The 16,377-nt window shown below is 46.7% G+C and carries 10 protein-coding genes; 2 read left to right on the top strand and 8 right to left on the bottom strand.

The genetic code is table 11. From position 1 onward, the window contains the following. Positions 1-250: 250 nt before the first annotated feature. The 6 genes from H6G03_RS33845 to H6G03_RS33820 form a co-directional block, all read right to left on the bottom strand. Positions 251-3,181: a HEAT repeat domain-containing protein gene (locus H6G03_RS33845; RefSeq protein WP_190474718.1), complete on the bottom strand. Its 2,931-nt coding sequence runs from the start codon at positions 3,179-3,181 to the stop codon at positions 251-253. A 73-nt stretch (positions 3,182-3,254) separates the two neighbouring features. Continuing rightward, positions 3,255-5,378, bottom strand: coding sequence for a methyl-accepting chemotaxis protein (locus tag H6G03_RS33840; protein WP_242056831.1), 2,124 nt, complete (start codon positions 5,376-5,378; stop codon positions 3,255-3,257). Between the two features lie 39 nt (positions 5,379-5,417). After that, the gene (locus H6G03_RS33835) at positions 5,418-5,873 is read right to left on the bottom strand and encodes a chemotaxis protein CheW (RefSeq protein ID WP_190474716.1); all 456 of its coding nucleotides are present in this window, start codon (positions 5,871-5,873) and stop codon (positions 5,418-5,420) included. Between the two features lie 221 nt (positions 5,874-6,094). Further along, positions 6,095-8,479 carry a chemotaxis protein CheA gene (locus H6G03_RS33830; RefSeq protein WP_190474715.1) on the bottom strand — a complete coding sequence of 795 codons (2,385 nt, stop codon included), beginning with the start codon at positions 8,477-8,479 and terminating at the stop codon, positions 6,095-6,097. A gap of 92 nt (positions 8,480-8,571) precedes the next feature. Next, positions 8,572-8,955, bottom strand: coding sequence for a response regulator (locus H6G03_RS33825; protein ID WP_190474713.1), 384 nt, complete (start codon positions 8,953-8,955; stop codon positions 8,572-8,574). A 216-nt stretch (positions 8,956-9,171) separates the two neighbouring features. Continuing rightward, positions 9,172-9,414, bottom strand: coding sequence for a hypothetical protein (locus H6G03_RS33820; RefSeq protein WP_190474711.1), 243 nt, complete (start codon positions 9,412-9,414; stop codon positions 9,172-9,174). 596 nt (positions 9,415-10,010) lie between these two features. Between H6G03_RS33820 and H6G03_RS33815 the strand changes: the two genes are divergently transcribed. Then, positions 10,011-11,912 carry a GAF domain-containing sensor histidine kinase gene (locus H6G03_RS33815; protein WP_190474707.1) on the top strand — a complete coding sequence of 634 codons (1,902 nt, stop codon included), beginning with the start codon at positions 10,011-10,013 and terminating at the stop codon, positions 11,910-11,912. Between the two features lie 70 nt (positions 11,913-11,982). Here the strand turns inward: H6G03_RS33815 and H6G03_RS33810 are convergent, their stop codons facing one another. Both H6G03_RS33810 and H6G03_RS33805 read right to left on the bottom strand, forming a co-directional pair. Beyond that, positions 11,983-13,569, bottom strand: a complete 1,587-nt coding sequence (locus H6G03_RS33810; protein WP_190474705.1) for a B12-binding domain-containing radical SAM protein — start codon at positions 13,567-13,569, stop codon at positions 11,983-11,985. A 106-nt stretch (positions 13,570-13,675) separates the two neighbouring features. After that, positions 13,676-13,879 (bottom strand): hypothetical protein, encoded by a 204-nt coding sequence (locus H6G03_RS33805; RefSeq protein WP_190474703.1) that lies wholly within the window; start codon positions 13,877-13,879, stop codon positions 13,676-13,678. Between the two features lie 212 nt (positions 13,880-14,091). Between H6G03_RS33805 and H6G03_RS33800 the strand changes: the two genes are divergently transcribed. Further along, positions 14,092-16,377, top strand: a complete 2,286-nt coding sequence (locus H6G03_RS33800; RefSeq protein ID WP_190474701.1) for a TRAFs-binding domain-containing protein — start codon at positions 14,092-14,094, stop codon at positions 16,375-16,377.

The raw sequence follows: 16,377 nt of genomic DNA, 5'->3' as shown, positions 1-16,377 counted from the left end.
GAGTGGAGGAGTGGGGGAGTGGGGGAGTGGGGGAATTTATATGTACATTTTCGACCTTTATTTCGTTTTCCCGTAATCCCGCTCTCCGGCTCTCCCGTACTCCCATTCTCCCGCTCTTCCCTCTCCCTCTTTCCTAATCCCTAATCCCTAACCCCTAACCCCTTCGGTCATTGTTTTGTGGGTGGCCACGAACGATCGACGATCGACCGCGAACAACGAACATCTGACTGATGACTGATAACCTCAGCACTTAAACGGAAGTGATTTGACTTTTCTGGGCGGCGCGGCGCACAGTTGGATCGGGGTCTGTGTGAGCCAGCACTGCCATTTTTTGTTGTGCATTGCGGTTGCCAAGGTGTTCCAAGGCATTGATTGCTGCTAAACGCACGAATGAATTTTTATCATCCAAAGCAGCAATCAAAAATTCAGAGGCGTGAGGATGTTTCAGACGCATCAGCACCTCTATCGCCGCACAGCGTACTTTAGTGTGCGGGTGCTTCAGTCCGCGTCCTATAGCTTCAATATGCTCCTCACCCAGGTTAGTTAACGCCGCAATACAAACTTTGTTGACTTGGTGCGTCGAAGTCAATTCCAGCAGCGCGGCGATCGCTTCCGGAGTGCTTAACTGGGCCAGCGCTTCGATCGCCGCTTGCACGAGATGAACCTCAGAAACAGTTGGCTCATGGGACGGCAATATATTTAACTCGCTGCACGAACTGGAAACAATTGCCTCGTTTGCATTTACTTCCTGGACAGGCTTAAATATTGTCGTCCCAGAAGTCTCGTCAAACAAGCCGGAATCTACAGCAACTAAGCTGTATAGCGCCGCTTCCACACCCGTACCGCCCCGTTTCCCCAAAGCGCGAGCAGAGTAAATGCGCCGTTGCAGATCGGATGAGCGCAAAGCCGACAACAACGGCGGTAGGGAATTAGGATGCCCGATTTCCCCCAACGCCATCAGAGCAGAACGAACTAAATCGTCTGTACTGCTGGAATCTTCTGCTAGAGGAGCCAAGATCGATACAGCTCGTGGCCCGCCGACTCGCCCCAGCGCCTCCACTGCGGCGATTCGCACCTGAGTAGCCGGATCGGAAAAGGCCAATTGGGCCAAAGTGTCCACCGCTTCCGGGTAAGCGTGTGTGCCCAAAGCTCGCGTTGCGTAATACCGCACCCAAGCATCCCCATCCATGAGGGCGTTGAGCAAATAGGGATAGGCAATCGGACTTTCCATTTGCCCCAAAGCACGAGCCGCAGTCGCCCTCACTTTGGGAGTATCGTTTTCCAGCGCCCAAATCAGGGTAGGCAGCACAGGTGCATTTTCCAGATAGGGAATCAGTTCGATCGCAGCGCGGCGGACATCCTCCTCCGAATCCCGACATCGCTCTAACAGCAGGGTCACGCATTCATTGAACGCAAAATATCCGGCGATTTTGACTGCCGACTCCCGTACATGAGGGTCTTTATCTTGTAACAGATCGATCGTGCGCGTGAGCATATCGGGATGACCCAGAGAATTCAGAGCTGCCACCACAGCTTGACGTACTCCGGGCGAGGGATGACCCATCAAACCCAGCAGCGTATCGTAGGCACGTCGATCGCCAATTTGGGCTAAAGCACCGGCAGTCGTAATTGTCAATTCCGAATCTGTTGTCAAAAGTTGGGTCAGGGCTGGCACTGCCAGGGGGTCGCCAATGCGTCCCAGCACCGCGACTGCGGCTTCGCGGACTTGGCATACCTCCGCCTTGAGTTTTTCGATCAACAGATCCGTCACCCGTTTGCCATAACGCACCAAAGCTTCCATGACCAAGTAGCGGACAGTAGGATGGCCCAATAACTGAACCATCACCGATTCCACATTCCGTTCGGTATCCCCAGGAGTTTGACCCAAGAGCAGCACGATCGCCTTTAGTTCATTCGGCTTTGCCCCCTGCACTGCTTTTGTCAAATTTTGTACCCCAGTAGTATCGATATGGGATGCTGCCAACGCAGCGATATAGTTTCCTTCTCGATACAATCTTTGATAGCGATCGTACAAACTGGCGATCGCTGCTGCAATCTCCGCTACCGGAGTTCCTGCCTTATTCAACAACCGAGCCAGAGCGGGAACAACGCTAGCATCCCCTAGCTGACCCAGCGCATCGACTACTGCAACACAGAGCAGTTCGTCTTCCAGCAGGGGCAGCATTCGGGGCGTCACCGTGCCATCCCCAATGCGCCTTAAAGCATCGAGGGCGGGAAAAGCCAAAAAGAAATCCCCCGATTCGGCAATCTCCATCAGCGGCTCAACTGCAAGAGTGGCGTTTAAATTTCCCAAAGCATCGATCGCGTGATACCGCACGTTTGCATCTGTATCTTCTAAGGCGCGGATCAGTGCGGGTATAGCGCGGCGATCTAAATTCGCCCTCAAATCCCTTCTTGCCGGATCGTTTTGCTCTCCTAATGCCAGCGCTGCATAGATCCGCAAATCGACATCTTCGGAATTAAGACAATCGATCAGTGCCGGGACAATATCCACCTTACTTTGCTTGAGTACTTGCAAAACTGCATTGAGGACGCCGGGATTGCGATGTTCCTCTCGCAAACTTCGCAACAGGGACGTGGCGATCGTTCCCCCTGTTTGCTGCGCTAAACTATCCACCGCCGCCCGCCGCACCCGCCAGCTACTATCCCCCAGCGCCTTCACCAGCATTGGTTCCGGTTCCAGCACCTGGGCCGTTGCGAGCGCTTGGGCAGCACGCAGACGCACTAATTCGTCGGGATTGTCAAGTTCAAAGGAGAGGTCTTTTTGGAGATCGAGTTGCGCGGTGACATCTTCCACCGTCACTACTGTACCAATAACAGACAATGTTTGAAAGTTGCTCCAATCTCCACAATTATTACTATTTTCTTGTAAAGGAGCGATCGTCACCCGTTGCTGCATAAACTCAAAATGCAGTGAGGGCTTTACGGTAGGACACTGGAATAAATAGGGGTAAACTGCGCCCGATAGCGTTTCTACCCCTCCATTCTTCAATACCCGCTGGAAATGAGCTAAAATTCCGCGACTTTCTATATCGGGAACGATATTGGCAAGGGAAACTCCACACACTTTAGGAGCGGGCAAACCTGTAACGCTGGCAAGCCAATCATCCCACGATCGCACGATCAAGTTGGCATCGGTTGTAAATATACTAATGGTCATCGTTCATCGGTCAAAAGGTGATGGGTAAATTTTTATCTTTGCAATAGATTTAATTGCGATTTCCAATTCACAATTAACTAAGTCCGTCTATAATTGCGGTTAGATTTACGATGCCTTCCTGCCAGTTTTCCGCAGCACGCTGAATCTCTTTGAAGACTTGGGCATTGCGTTCTGTGAGCGTGCGAACGTGACCCATTCTATTTACAATTGTATCCGAAAAATTTGAGTGTTCGCGATTGGCAGTAACGATCGTCGCCACTTGTTTGGAAATATTTTGTGCGACCAAAGTCATATCTTTAACTGCGCGTGTTTGTTCCTTCATCGCTAAAGCAGTTTGATCTGATTGCCGGCGGATATTTTCGATGGCGGTTGTAATCTCAACAGTAGCAGCGGATTGCTCGTTCATCCCCTTACTGACATTAGCAATTAAACGCTCTAAACGTTCGGCTTCTTGAGAAATTTGTTCTCCTCCGCGGCTTTGTTCTGCAAGAGCGCGAGATGTGGTAGACGCACCGCGTCGCATCGATTCTACCGCTTGCAGAATTTGACTTGCGCCTTTAGCTTGTTCTGAGGTGGCTTTGCGTACTTGTTGAGCGAGTGTGGTTGTATTTTGAGCTGCTTTGATGATCTCTCGTGCCGCACGCCCTTGTTCGTTCATTGCCTTAGAAACTTGTTGAGCGCTTTTACGCATTTGTGTTGTAGACTGAACTAAATTTTGCACTGATTTGGCTTGCTCGGAGGTGGCGCTCGCCGCTTCTTTAGATTGCATTGCTGTCGTATTGATAGCGGTTACTACGTTCTGTCCGGCACTCGTCTGTTCTTCGGAAGCGATGGCTATTTGACGCACCAGTTGTGTAGTTTCTTGCACTCCTTTAAGAATGGTTTTTAATCCGGTTACGCCATCTTCAGCTAAACGGCTGCTTTCATCGGCAACTCGCATTCCTTCATTCGATTTGGCAACCACTTCTTGCACGGCATTTTGCAGCGATTTAACGATCGCAGCAATATCGGTAGTTGCCGCCGCAGCTCGTTCTGCTAAGTTGCGAATCTCCTGGGCCACAACTGCAAAACCCCGTCCCGCATCTCCAGCTCGCGCCGCTTCGATCGATGCGTTCAATGAAAGCAAATTGGTACGTTCGGCGATTAAATTAATCGTATCTACAATACTGCCAATTTCGTTGGTGCTATTGCCCATTTCCCGGATGGCATTGGCAGATTGAGCCATCGAATCGCGGACGCGGGTAAGACCTTCGATCGATTTTTGCACTGCCACACCGCCAACTTCCGCATCTTTAGCGACTCGACTGGTGATTTCTTCTGCTTGTTTGGTCAGCTTTGTTACCGATCGAATGGAACGATCGAGTTGAGTGGCGCTAGCAGCAGCGCTGCTAGCTGCATCGGTAATTTGGGCGGCGTTTTGGGCAACTCCCTGTACGGAACGCGCCATTTCCTCGATCGAAGTGGATACGCCTTCTACTATGGCCGATAAGTTTTCTGTTGTTGACGATACTTCCTCTATAGAAGCTGCCATTTCGTTGATGGCACCGGTTGTTTTTTCCGCAGCACTGTTCAACTCGTCTGCATTAGAAGCGACACTTTGAATAGAACGAGTGATTTCTTCTATTGATGCGGCAGTTTCGCTAACGGCTACGGAAACCGCATCGGTATCTCTGCTGACGGTTTTGATAGAAGCGGAAATTTCTGTCATCGAGCTGGTGACTTGGGTGGCAGATGTCGCCATTTCTTGTGCCGTGTCGGCGACGCTTTTGATAGAAGAGGTCGTTTCTTGGATCGAGGTAGCAGTTTGATTGACTGCTGCCGCCATGTTAATCGTACTGGCAGTAACTTGCTCTATAGAAGCTGCCATTTCATTGATCGATGAGGCGAGTTCTTCTGTGGAATTGGCAACGGAAGTAGCTTGTGTCGCTGTTTCTTTGAGCGTAACGGCCATTTCGTTAGCGCCATTGACGGTTTCCAAGATCGATCGCACCTGCGTTTCTGCGTTTTGCGATATTTCCTCTCCTAACCGCCAGATTTCTTTGACATTTTGCGCCGCTTGTTCTGTTTGGCTGCGAATGCGGTTAATTTCCACATATCCGCCATTTGGTGCGGCCATATTTATCGCTTTGCCAAATGGATCGGTATTTAGATGATGTCCATCACGCGATTTACCCTTATTCTGGAACTTTTTTGCCATTGCCTTTACCTTTTTATTGTTGTTTATTGTTGATTGGTATTAGCTATTACCGAACGCTGCTAAACTATTATTTGAAAATTTTAATACTTCTTCGCAATTGAGGATTAGCACTAATTTTTCTCCTGAAATAGCGATACCTGTCAAATATTTGTCACTGAGTCCACAAATAGCCTCTGGCGGCGGCTGGATAGCATCAGCGGGAATCACCACAAATTCGCGAGCGGAGTCTGCTATTAAACCCACAGTTCGATCGTTTGCCTTAATCACTATTAGGCGCGTGCGGATATCATAGCGAATTTTTTCAAAGCCGAACCTTACCCGCAAATTTATGGCGGGAATCACTTGACCGCGAGAGAAAACTACACCTTCTACAAAGGAGGGCGAGTTTGGTACTGGGGTAATCTGTTCGATCATCTCCATACGCTGTACCATTTGAGAGGAGATAGCATATTTTGTGCCCACAAGTTCAAAAATTATAAAAGGTTCATTGCTCATAAGCTAATTGGCTAATTGGTTAATTGGTTAATTGGCTAATTGAGGGATTGCACATCATTTATTAGTATTGACTCCGAGCTAGCAAGGGGCGTCGGAAAGTGGGGGAGTGGAGAAAACATTAGAGATATTTTTTGCTGTTCTCCTGATTCTTCAGTTCTCCATTCTCCTATTATCCCGTTCTCTCACTCTCCCCCTCTTCCCGACGCCCTTTCTTTAGACTTTTAATTTTTTATTCTGGCGGCGCGAGTTAAAGCTATAATATCGAGAATTAAGACTGCGTATCCATCACCGAGTTCGGTGGCTCCAGCGATACCCGTAACTTGAACGAGGGGATCTGTGAGCGGTCGCACCACAATTTCTCGCTGTCCTAAAATGCGATCGACAACGATCGCCGCTGCACTAAATCCGTTGCCAACTACAACCAAATTTAACAGTGACTGGGAATTGATTGACTGGAGAATGTTTGTTTGAGTGTTCAGTTCTTTTTTGAGAGTGGGCTGAAGATTCTCCTCTGCATCTGAGCCTGGGATCTCGTTTTCTAAGTTAAAAATGCGAGCCAGACGAATCAAAGGCAAAACAGTGCCTCGGTGAGCGATCATTTCATTATTTTCCCATTTCGACTCGCGCAGGGGCTTAAAAAATTTATCGCCCCACTCGCCACCCATAACGGAGGCATTTGCAAATGTCGGATATAAAGTGACATCTGCTGAGGGCACTTGAGTTATTTCATGCACCGATGACAGAGGAATGGCAAAAGTTTGTCCGCTGACGGAGACAATTAAAGCATCTGCGATCGCCAAAGTCAGGGGCAGTTGAATTATAAAGCGGGTACCTCGTCCCACCTGGGTATCCAGTGAGAGAAAACCACCTAATTCTGTGACGGTATTTTTGACAACCGTCATCCCCACACCGCGCCCACTTGTTAAATCTGCTTCTTTACGAGTGGAAAAACCGCTCGCGCAAATCAGATCGAGTAGAGTTTCGCTAGAGAGCGTCGTATCCGCACCAATCGACTCTTGCTCTCTCGCACTAGAGGTTACCGCTTCTACATTAACGCCTCGACCATCGTCCTCAACTTCGATCGTCACCATTTCCCCAACAGTTGTAGCGCGAAGGGCAATCTTTCCTTGTGGCGATTTGCCCCAACGCACCCGCTCTTGTTGCTCTTCCAAACCGTGACTGACAGCGTTACGCACCAAATGCAACAGCGGGTTCATCATCCGCTCTACTATAAATTTATCAATTTCAGTTGTTTCCCCGCTCACTTCCAGTACCACCTGCTTTTGAGTTTCTTTCACCAAATCGCGGATCGCAAACTGCATACGTACAAAAATTTCCCCGATCGGTACCATACGCACTCGCATTACACCTTCCCGTAAATCCCGCAACTGCCTTTCCAGGGTAAGGTTTGTTTCCCGCAAGGTACGTAAATGAGACGCTGGCAAAATGGTTTTGAGGTTGTTGAGGTTATCCGCTAGGCGAGAACGAGTAATCACCAATTCGCCTACCATCTGCATCAATTCATCCAATCTCGCCAAGTCTACCCGCACTACGTTCGATGGTGCGACTGTGAAAGGGAGTGGGGGAGCGGGGGAGTGGGGGAGCGGGGGAGTGGGGGAAATATTATCTAGATTTTCGGCTTTTCTGGGTGATTCTGCGGTTGTGCCGCTCTCCCGCTCTTCCTTTTGACTTTTGACTGTTGACTTTTGACTTTTAATTTCCGCTCCCCCGCTCTCCCGTTCTCCCGCTCTCCCGTTCTCCGACTCTTCGTTTTGACTGTTGACTGTTGACTGTTGACTTTTGATTTCCTGTTCCGAGTAGGGCAAATAGCTAATACCGTCTTTTTCCCAGTCCGCAAAAGTATCCGTGTCAGCGTTGCTGACAACAATAAAATCAAAGGCAATGCCACCATTTTCTAGAGCTATTGGCTCAGCGTGAATTAATTGGCCGATCGATTGCAAGCGCTGACGAACTGTGTTGACATTAATACCGCGAGCTGCTTTTTCGGTTCCCGGCAAAAATTCAAATTGCCAAGCTCGATTCCCTTTTTCCAGAGCAGCTGCAAGCTGTATACTTTCTTCTGGCTTAAGTTTCAGCGATTTTGGAGCTTTCGGTTGAGTATCGGCAACTGTGGGAATTGACTGCCCCGGTAAATTTAATTCTACTTTTTCCTGTAATTCTGACTTTTCCTGTTCCTGTTCTTGTGCTTCTGGTTTGGTAAAAATAGTCCTAAAGCGATCGCAGATCGGTACAATATCCGGGGCGGGATTTTGTATCCGGTAAGCCGTAATTACCTCCTCCAATATTTTCGTACCGCTTAGTAGAGCGTCAAGCCCTTCGGTTGTTAGCACAACTTTGTTGTCGCGTAAAGCTCGCAGATAACTTTCCATTTCGTGGGCCAGTTGTTCTGCCTCATTCACCCCCACCATCCCCGACAAGCCTTTGATGGAATGAAAGCTACCAAAAAGTTTATCGAGTATTGAACGCGAGAGTAGCGGCTGATTTACATAGGGTTCGACGAAGAGTAAATTTTGCCGAATAGCCATTAGGTGTTCGTCGCATTCGGCAAAATAATCGTCTAGAAAGCTGCTAAATAAATTCGTCATTTGCTATCGATCGAGTCATCAGTCAAAGTTATATAGCGATCGGTTAATTACCAGCGATCGTTCCAAAAAATTAACAATTAACACCAGGCAACTCACAACTGACAGAGATTCTGATTTAATAACTCTTGTGCCGCCAGCGCAAACGAGCGAGGTTCAAACGGTTTTGTCAGATAACGGGACGCGCCAGCTGCAAGAGCGGCATTACGACTGGATTCGTCGCCTCTAGTCGTCAACACGATAATGGGAATGGAAGTGTAGCTTTGATGAGAGCGGACAAACTGCAACACCTCCAATCCGTGCAGATCCGGCATATTGAGATCTAGAATCATCAAATCGACTGGTGCGATTACCAGCTGTTCGATCGCTTCCAAACCGTTGTTTGCTTCTTTAAAATTTACATTTTTTAGATCTCGCAGCGATGCCATTACCATGCGTCGCATCGTTGCTGAGTCATCCACAACTAAAATCTCTTTCATCACAGCTTCCTCTTTTACGATCGTTGGATTACGCACATAAGAGTCGAAATGCGTACACCACAATGTATGAAAATTTTTTATCCTTCCTTCTGCCCGGTCATCCGGTTCCCTTTTTCAATTTTAATTCCTTGGGGAAAATCTTTCTTGTCTTCTAGCTGTGTGTTGGTAAAGACTGCACTTGCCGAACTAGAGCTTTACATCTGTGTCTGCTTAACTTCAGGCAGTAATCAGTTCGATCGACCCCCACACCGAATAGGTAGGATGCTTTGGTATCCCAATTTCCATCAGATCGGTTGCCCCGCCAGCACAGATAAATATTTCAAAGATCCGAAACATCCAGGGGTACGCAGATTTGGTCTGGGCTGCGTACACTAAAGCTGGGTGAAGCCGATCGAGCCATAAGCTAGAACGCCCAGGGCAATGAATAGCAAATGCAGCCGCGCTAACCTTGGTTTCCAAACATAGCAATCTCTGTGAGCAACAAATCTGCTGGCAGTCAAAATAGGTTTGCATATTTCTACGATAAACTTTCCCTCCTCTTATTTAAATTTGCCAAATTTGCCGAGCCACGATCACCGTTTAATTACGGATTTTAGAAAGCTTCTCCGCAATCTTCCTTAGTTGTCCCGCTCAGGTGTACCGCATCGGGAGAGAAGCCATATAGAAACAGGTATTAGTATTTTTTTACACTTCATTCAAGATTTAAATAAACATACTGCGTCTGTCCTATAATAAATAGTACAGAATTAAGTACAACTTTTTGGAGCATTTGTTAATTTCCATAAAAAAGTTAATTTTTTTTACGAAAACTCTACATTGTCAACCTTATCTTTGGTTACAAAAATACATAATTTGTGTTTTTGTTTGTAGTAGATAGACTCACCTCAGTACAAAACAGGAATTTGGGGCGGTTTAAAAAACTTAACACCCCAAATCCCGCAACTACCAAGACCTCAGAGGAGAAAAAGTTAATAATGAGAAACTTATTGACAAGCAAAGCAAAAAAAACAAAACTGTCACGGCAGCGTTACCCAAAGGCAGCAGGAAAATGCTTAATGCACCCTCAGCGAGAATGCGACATACAAGCTGCACCAACACACCTAATCACATTGGGAGCAGAAGTCGCCGCCACTTTGTCAAAGGACGGAAGTTTATCAGAAGTTCTCCAAATTTGCTCGGAGATAATCGCCCATTATCTGAAGACAACTAATGTATGTATTTGGACTTTTGACCAAAAAAGCAATACCCTGACAAGGGTGGCGTTTGGGGGAAAAGATATTTATACAGCCAGCTTGCCAAAGACGATTTTTTGCCAAGAGGATTACTTAGAAAATCTCAAAGCTCGATTATTACCTTGTAACTTCAGGAATACACCTTTTAGCAGCCGCTTATATACTCTAGTTGTCGAAAATAACCTGGTGGGAGCAATCATACTTTTTGGCAAGGAATATTTCACAGAAATAGAGGATATAGTATTAGGTTGGATTGCCAATAATATAGGCTTGGCAATGGAGAGATTTTTAGCGCGAGAAAAACAACAAAATCGCGGCGAAACTCTGCTGCTTAAGCTGGCAAGTAAACTGCGTCATTGTCTCGACTTTAACAGCATTTTAGAAATAGCTGTAAAGGAAGTACGCGACTTGTTGCAAATCGATAGATGTCATTTTTTATGGTATTTCCCCTATTGCCAAAACCCAAGAATAACTATCACTCACGAAGCACAAGACTCAAATTTATCCAGTCTGCTTGGTGATTTTTCGGCAGAACGTATTAATACCTTGTTTGACAAGATCCGGAATTTAGAAATAATTAGGATAGACGCAGTGAGGGAATCAAGTTTAGATCTTGAAACGCAAGAAATGTCGATCGATCTGGGTATTACCTCGCTACTGCTGATACCGCTCAAAACTCATTCCGGTCAGTTTGGGGCGATCGCCTGTAGCCATTGTAATGGTTCTCGTTATTGGAGCGACAGCGAAGTAGAACTGCTGCAAGCGGTGTGCGATCAAGTAGCGCTCGCGATCGATCAAAGCGAATTCTACGCCCAAACTCGCGCCAGCGCCTTAGCTGCACAAGCACAAGCTCAACAACTTACCCAGGCTTTACATAAATTACAGCACACCCAAAGTCAACTCGTCCAACAAGAAAAAATGTCCAGCTTGGGACAAATGGTAGCAGGAATTGCCCATGAAATTAATAACCCAGTCAATTTTATCAATGGCAATCTCATCCACGCTAAAGAGTATATTGAAGATTTGCTGGAATTATTGCATCTCTATCAGGAACACTATCCCAATCCCGCAAGGCAAATTCAAGATAAAATTGAAGATATTGACTTAGAATTTTTGCTTGAAGACCTGCCCAAACTATTGTCTTCAATGAGAATAGGTGCCGATCGCATTCGTCTAATTGTGTTGTCGCTACGAAATTTCTCTCGCCTTGACGAAGCAGAAATGAAGCCTGTGGATATTCACGAGGGAATTGATAATACCCTGATGATTTTAGAGAGCCGCTTAAAAGGCAGCGGTAAAAACCGCAGTATTAAAGTTATTAAAGACTACGGTAATCTGCCGAAGATCGAATGTTATGCGGGACAGCTAAATCAGGTATTTATGAACGTCCTTGCCAATGCGATCGATGCTTTGTCAGAAGCAGAGGAGAAATTCCAAATCCAAAATATGCAGATTCACATTGTCACAAAAATGCTTGACAGCGACAGCTTAATCATCCGAATAAAAGATAATGGTGCAGGAATGACGGAAGAAGTGAAAAAACGGTTGTTCGATCCGTTCTTTACGACAAAACCAGTCGGCAAAGGAACCGGACTGGGGTTATCGATTAGTTACAAAATTGTCGTAGAGAAGCATGGTGGCACGATCGAATGTTTGTCAGAACCGGGAAAAGGATCTGAGTTTATCATTCAAATACCAGTCAGAGCGATCGCATCGTTCAATTGAGGCAAATTGTAGGGTGCCTTGCCACCTCTAGGCACGTAAAAGTGTTAATTTATGTACATTCTAAGTCAAATCAAGACCTCACAAGCATTGGTTCTGACTCAGCTTTTACAGAAACTTTCAGTGGGTCGTAGCCTAGCTGTTCGGTAATCCGTTCCCTGGCTAAAGCGCGGTACTCCCAAAAATGTTCTCCAGCAGCACATAAACCCAAATACATATTGAGAACTTGCGGCTTTCTCCGCAGAATCGTCCATAGTTGTCGCCAAAACTGCTCCCGAATTTCCGGTCGGCGGATACCTTGATGCCAAATTAACTGGGCAATGAGACCCAACCCCTTACCAGGAGAAAATTGCATGGTCTGCTTTCGGTCTGCTCTTGAGCTAATCGAAAGGCATTGCTGAAAACAGCGTCTGAGATATTTTGTAGGTTCGTAGAGCGTCCAGAAGCCTTCCACATACTCTTTAGCAATTTCAGCAATGGGGCGAGTAGGAACAAAATTCATCAAGGTATTCTGGTCTCCGACTTCAGTAGCGCCCAAGCCCTGTATTAAACGCTCCTCTTTTTGCAGGCGGTTCCAGAGGGCGGTGTTGGGCAAAGCTTGGAGAATACCGAGCATTGGTTGAGGAATATTGGTTTGTTCGACAAAGGCTTGAATCCGTTTTCCTGCACCAGAACGTTCTCCATCAAAACCCAGGATAAACCCTGCATAGATTAGCATACCTGCCTCATTGATCTTGCGACAGGCTTCGATGAGAGGGTTACGAGTATTTTGCAGTTTTTGTGTTACTTTTAGACTATCTCGATCGGGGGTTTCAATGCCGAGAAAGACAGCATAGAAGCCTGCTTCATTCATCAGATGCAGCATTTCATCATCTTCTGCCAAATTTACAGAAGCTTCCGTGATGAAGGTGAAGGGGTAGTTGTGCTGCTTCATCCAAGGAATTAATTCTTTTAGAAAGCGTTTGACGTTGCGCTGATTGCCAATAAAGTTGTCATCTACGATGAAGAGTGACCCTCGCCAGCCTAATTCATAAAGATTTTGCAATTCTGCTAAAGCCTGACACGGTTCTTTGGTGCGCGATTTGCGACCGTAGAGAGAAATGATATCGCAAAATTCGCAGTTGAAGGGACAACCGCGAGAGAATTGAATTGCCATCATCAAGTAGGCATCCCGCTGAAGTAGGTCAAAACGGGGCATGGGGCTTTGGGTGACGTCGGGTTTTTCCATCGATCGAAATATCCCTTGTTCTTTCCCTTGCGCGAGTGCTTCTAGAAACTGCGGAACTGTCATTTCCCCTTCATCTAGGATCAGGTAATCAGCTCCAGAATTAAGGGCGTCTTGGGGGACAGATGTGGGGTAGGGGCCACCGACTGCGACTTTTTTGCCCAAATTTACTGCTTTTTGAATCAAATGGTGGAAATCTGGCTTCTGGACTAGCATAGCAGAGAGGATAACGAGGTCACACCACTCCCAATCAGCCTTTGTTTCAACGTTGACGTTGCGATCGTAAAATCTAATTTCCCATTCTTTCGGTAGGAGTGCTGCAACTGTTATGATTCCCAAGGGTGGAATCACTGCCTTGAGTCCAGCTATTTCCATGAAGCGATCGTAAGACCAAAACGACTGGGGAAACTGAGGGTAGAGCAATAGTGCCTTCATAAGAGCCTCAATGCAACTTTAATTTATTCTAGTGCGAGCGGATGTATCGAATAGTACGTTTGGATTAGCTCACCCATCCGCAGATCTCTATAGCTGTAATGGCTGTCTAAACTGGCATTTCCTGATAACACGAGCTACAACGCCAGTAAATTCCTCCCAAGCGTATGTGACGCAATAAAACATCTGAACAGCAAAGGCAAGTATACCTAGCGAGCGTGGATTGTCCGATTGTTGTGGATATAGTAGGTTGCCTGCCAACAGTCGTTAGTTGGGGCGGCGATCGCATCGAACTCATTAATAAAGCTTTCATCTTAAACACCAAGATTTAATAATGTAAGTATAAGTTTCGTTATCAATAAAATATCTCTATCGATAGAGTGAGATTTGGATATTTATGATATAATTTTTAGGAATCATCCTTTATTTAACTTATCAAGAGTTGATAAGTTTTGAGGTGCATTAGTTAGCTTTTTATAATACAGCACAGATACCGATGTGCAGTTAGTCGCATCAACGTAAATTATGGAAAAGCCAGAGAAAATAAATTACAAACCCGAACCTATAGATACGTCAAAAGTAACACTTACAGCAGAAATTCTCAAACTGACTGAAATACTTTCCAAGAATACTCACGAGATTTGGGCGCAGCAGCGATTAGCAGATGGTTGGCAATATGGGCCGCAGCGAGACGATACTCGTAAGGAACATCCTGGATTGGTAGCTTATGAGGATTTGCCAGAATCGGAAAAACATTACGATCGCATAATCGTCCTGCAAGTTTTAAAAGCGCTTTTAGCTTTGGGCTATCACATCGAGGCGAACGGTACCGCTGCTGAAAATCTCGCCGTGACGGACGATAAAGACTTAGATATGGTATTGGAAGTTCTGCAAGATTCATGCGGAATGAATTTAGTTTCCCTCCTGGCAATACAGCGGCAAACTATAGGACTCAAACCTCGCACGTCCGATATTTACCGAGTGCTGGGCGACCAAATCCTCCAATTGGGGGAACCGTTGATGGCTTATGATGTCCTGGCAATCGGACTGAAACACTGGCCGAACGATGTGCGTTTGCAGCAACTTCTAGCCTTATCCTTAGCACGTAGCGGCGCAACTGTAAGAGCCAATTCTATCTTGTTGCAGCTACTAGAATGCGGTCACAGGGATGAAGAAACCCTCGGTCTTTTAGCTCGCACTCACAAAGACCTTTGGAAGCAGGCAACCGATCTGGAAGAACAAAACCGTCAACTGCGTTTAGCTGCCGAAGGGTACGAACAAGCATATCAGTTAAGTGGCAGTCATTACCCAGGTATCAATGCTGCCACGATGGCAATGTTGATGGGAAATGAAGAACGCGCTAAAGTCCTGGCAGAAGAAGTGCGACAGAAATGCTTGCAAAAGCTAAAGCCCCAGTCACAGCGAAGTAGCGATGAATATTGGCTTTTGGCAACGTTAGGAGAAGCGGCCCTGATTTTGCGAGAATGGTCAGAAGCTGAGGATTGGTACGGACAAGCAGCGCAGGTAGGGCAGGGGCGATATGGAGATTTAAGTTCTACCCGTCGCAATGCAACTATCCTGGTGCAGTATTTGGAAGGCGATACAGGACGCATCAAGCAATGGTTCCACATACCCCGCGTCGTTGTGTTTAGCGGACACATGATCGACCAACCCGATCGCACCACACTGAGATTTCCACCGCATCTGGAATCAACTGTGTATAAAGCGATTCTCGATCGCCTCAAAAAACTCGACGCCCGCCTGGGTTATGCCTCTGCTGCCTGCGGTTCGGATATCTTGTTTTTGGAAGCAATTCTGGAATTAAAAGGCGAAATTCATATTGTGCTGCCCTACGATCGAGAGCAGTTTATTAAAGATTCGGTCGATATCGTTCCTGGTAGCAAATGGGTGGAGCGGTTCGAGAAATTACTCGATCGAGCTACAGAGACGATCGTCGCTTCCAATCGCAAGTTGCAAGAGACTAATGTTTTGTACGAGTACGCGAATCGTTTGCTACACGGGTTAGCCAAAATGCGGGCAGAACAGCTAGAAACAGAACTTGTACCCCTGGCAGTTTGGAACGGCCAACCAGGCGGCCCCGGCGGTACTGCTAGTGCGATCGAGCATTGGCAAAGCTGGGGTTACGACGTAGAAGTCATTGATTTGGAATCGATTCTGCGATCGTTTGTCGATACTCAAGATTCATCAGTCATCAGCGATGGGTCATTAGCTAATCACCGAGAACTAACCAATAAAGAGTGCGGTCGGCAGATTAAGGCGCTATTGTTCGCCGATGTAGTCCACTATTCTCATCTCACAGAAGATCAAATCTTCCCATTTGTGCAATATTTCTTAGGAGGTGTTGCCGAGATGAGCGCTCAGTCTGCTTATGGGCCGATCATGAAAAATACTTGGGGAGACGCTCTCTATTTTGTATTCTCGAATGTGCGAGATGCAGGTTTATTTGCTCTGGATCTGTGCGATTTTGTTCAAAGTACAGACTGGACAGAAAAAGGGTTGCCGGAAGGTCTAAATTTGCGAATAGCCTTACACGCTGGCCCGGTATACCGACACATCGATCCGATTACCGGCAAAATAAATTACATCGGTACCCATGTCAGCCACACCGCTAGGATCGAGCCAATTACGCCACCGGGGAAAGTATATGCCAGTCAAGCCTTTGCAGCTATTGCCTCTTGCGACGAGGTTTGCGAATTAACTTGCGATTATGTGGGACAAACGCCTTGGGCTAAAGGTTACGGCACTTTCCCGACCTATCACGTCCGCCGCCGCCAAGTCGATCGAGCCTAA

It is taken from the genome of Aerosakkonema funiforme FACHB-1375 (assembly GCF_014696265.1).
GTDB classification, from domain to species: domain Bacteria; phylum Cyanobacteriota; class Cyanobacteriia; order Cyanobacteriales; family Aerosakkonemataceae; genus Aerosakkonema; species Aerosakkonema funiforme_A.
This window is presented reverse-complemented; position numbering and strand designations above follow the sequence as displayed.

Excerpts from the sequence above, each read along its gene's own strand:
- H6G03_RS33825 (WP_190474713.1), bottom strand. The coding sequence starts at position 8,955 with ATGAAAGAGATTTTAGTTGTGGATGACTCAGCAACGATGCGACGCATG.
- H6G03_RS33835 (WP_190474716.1), bottom strand. The coding sequence starts at position 5,873 with ATGAGCAATGAACCTTTTATAATTTTTGAACTTGTGGGCACAAAATAT.
- H6G03_RS33815 (WP_190474707.1), top strand. The coding sequence starts at position 10,011 with ATGCACCCTCAGCGAGAATGCGACATACAAGCTGCACCAACACACCTA.
- H6G03_RS33830 (WP_190474715.1), bottom strand. The coding sequence starts at position 8,479 with ATGACGAATTTATTTAGCAGCTTTCTAGACGATTATTTTGCCGAATGC.
- H6G03_RS33845 (WP_190474718.1), bottom strand. The coding sequence starts at position 3,181 with ATGACCATTAGTATATTTACAACCGATGCCAACTTGATCGTGCGATCG.
- H6G03_RS33810 (WP_190474705.1), bottom strand. The coding sequence starts at position 13,569 with ATGAAGGCACTATTGCTCTACCCTCAGTTTCCCCAGTCGTTTTGGTCT.
- H6G03_RS33805 (WP_190474703.1), bottom strand. The coding sequence starts at position 13,879 with ATGAAAGCTTTATTAATGAGTTCGATGCGATCGCCGCCCCAACTAACG.
- H6G03_RS33840 (WP_242056831.1), bottom strand. The coding sequence starts at position 5,378 with ATGGCAAAAAAGTTCCAGAATAAGGGTAAATCGCGTGATGGACATCAT.
- H6G03_RS33800 (WP_190474701.1), top strand. The coding sequence starts at position 14,092 with ATGGAAAAGCCAGAGAAAATAAATTACAAACCCGAACCTATAGATACG.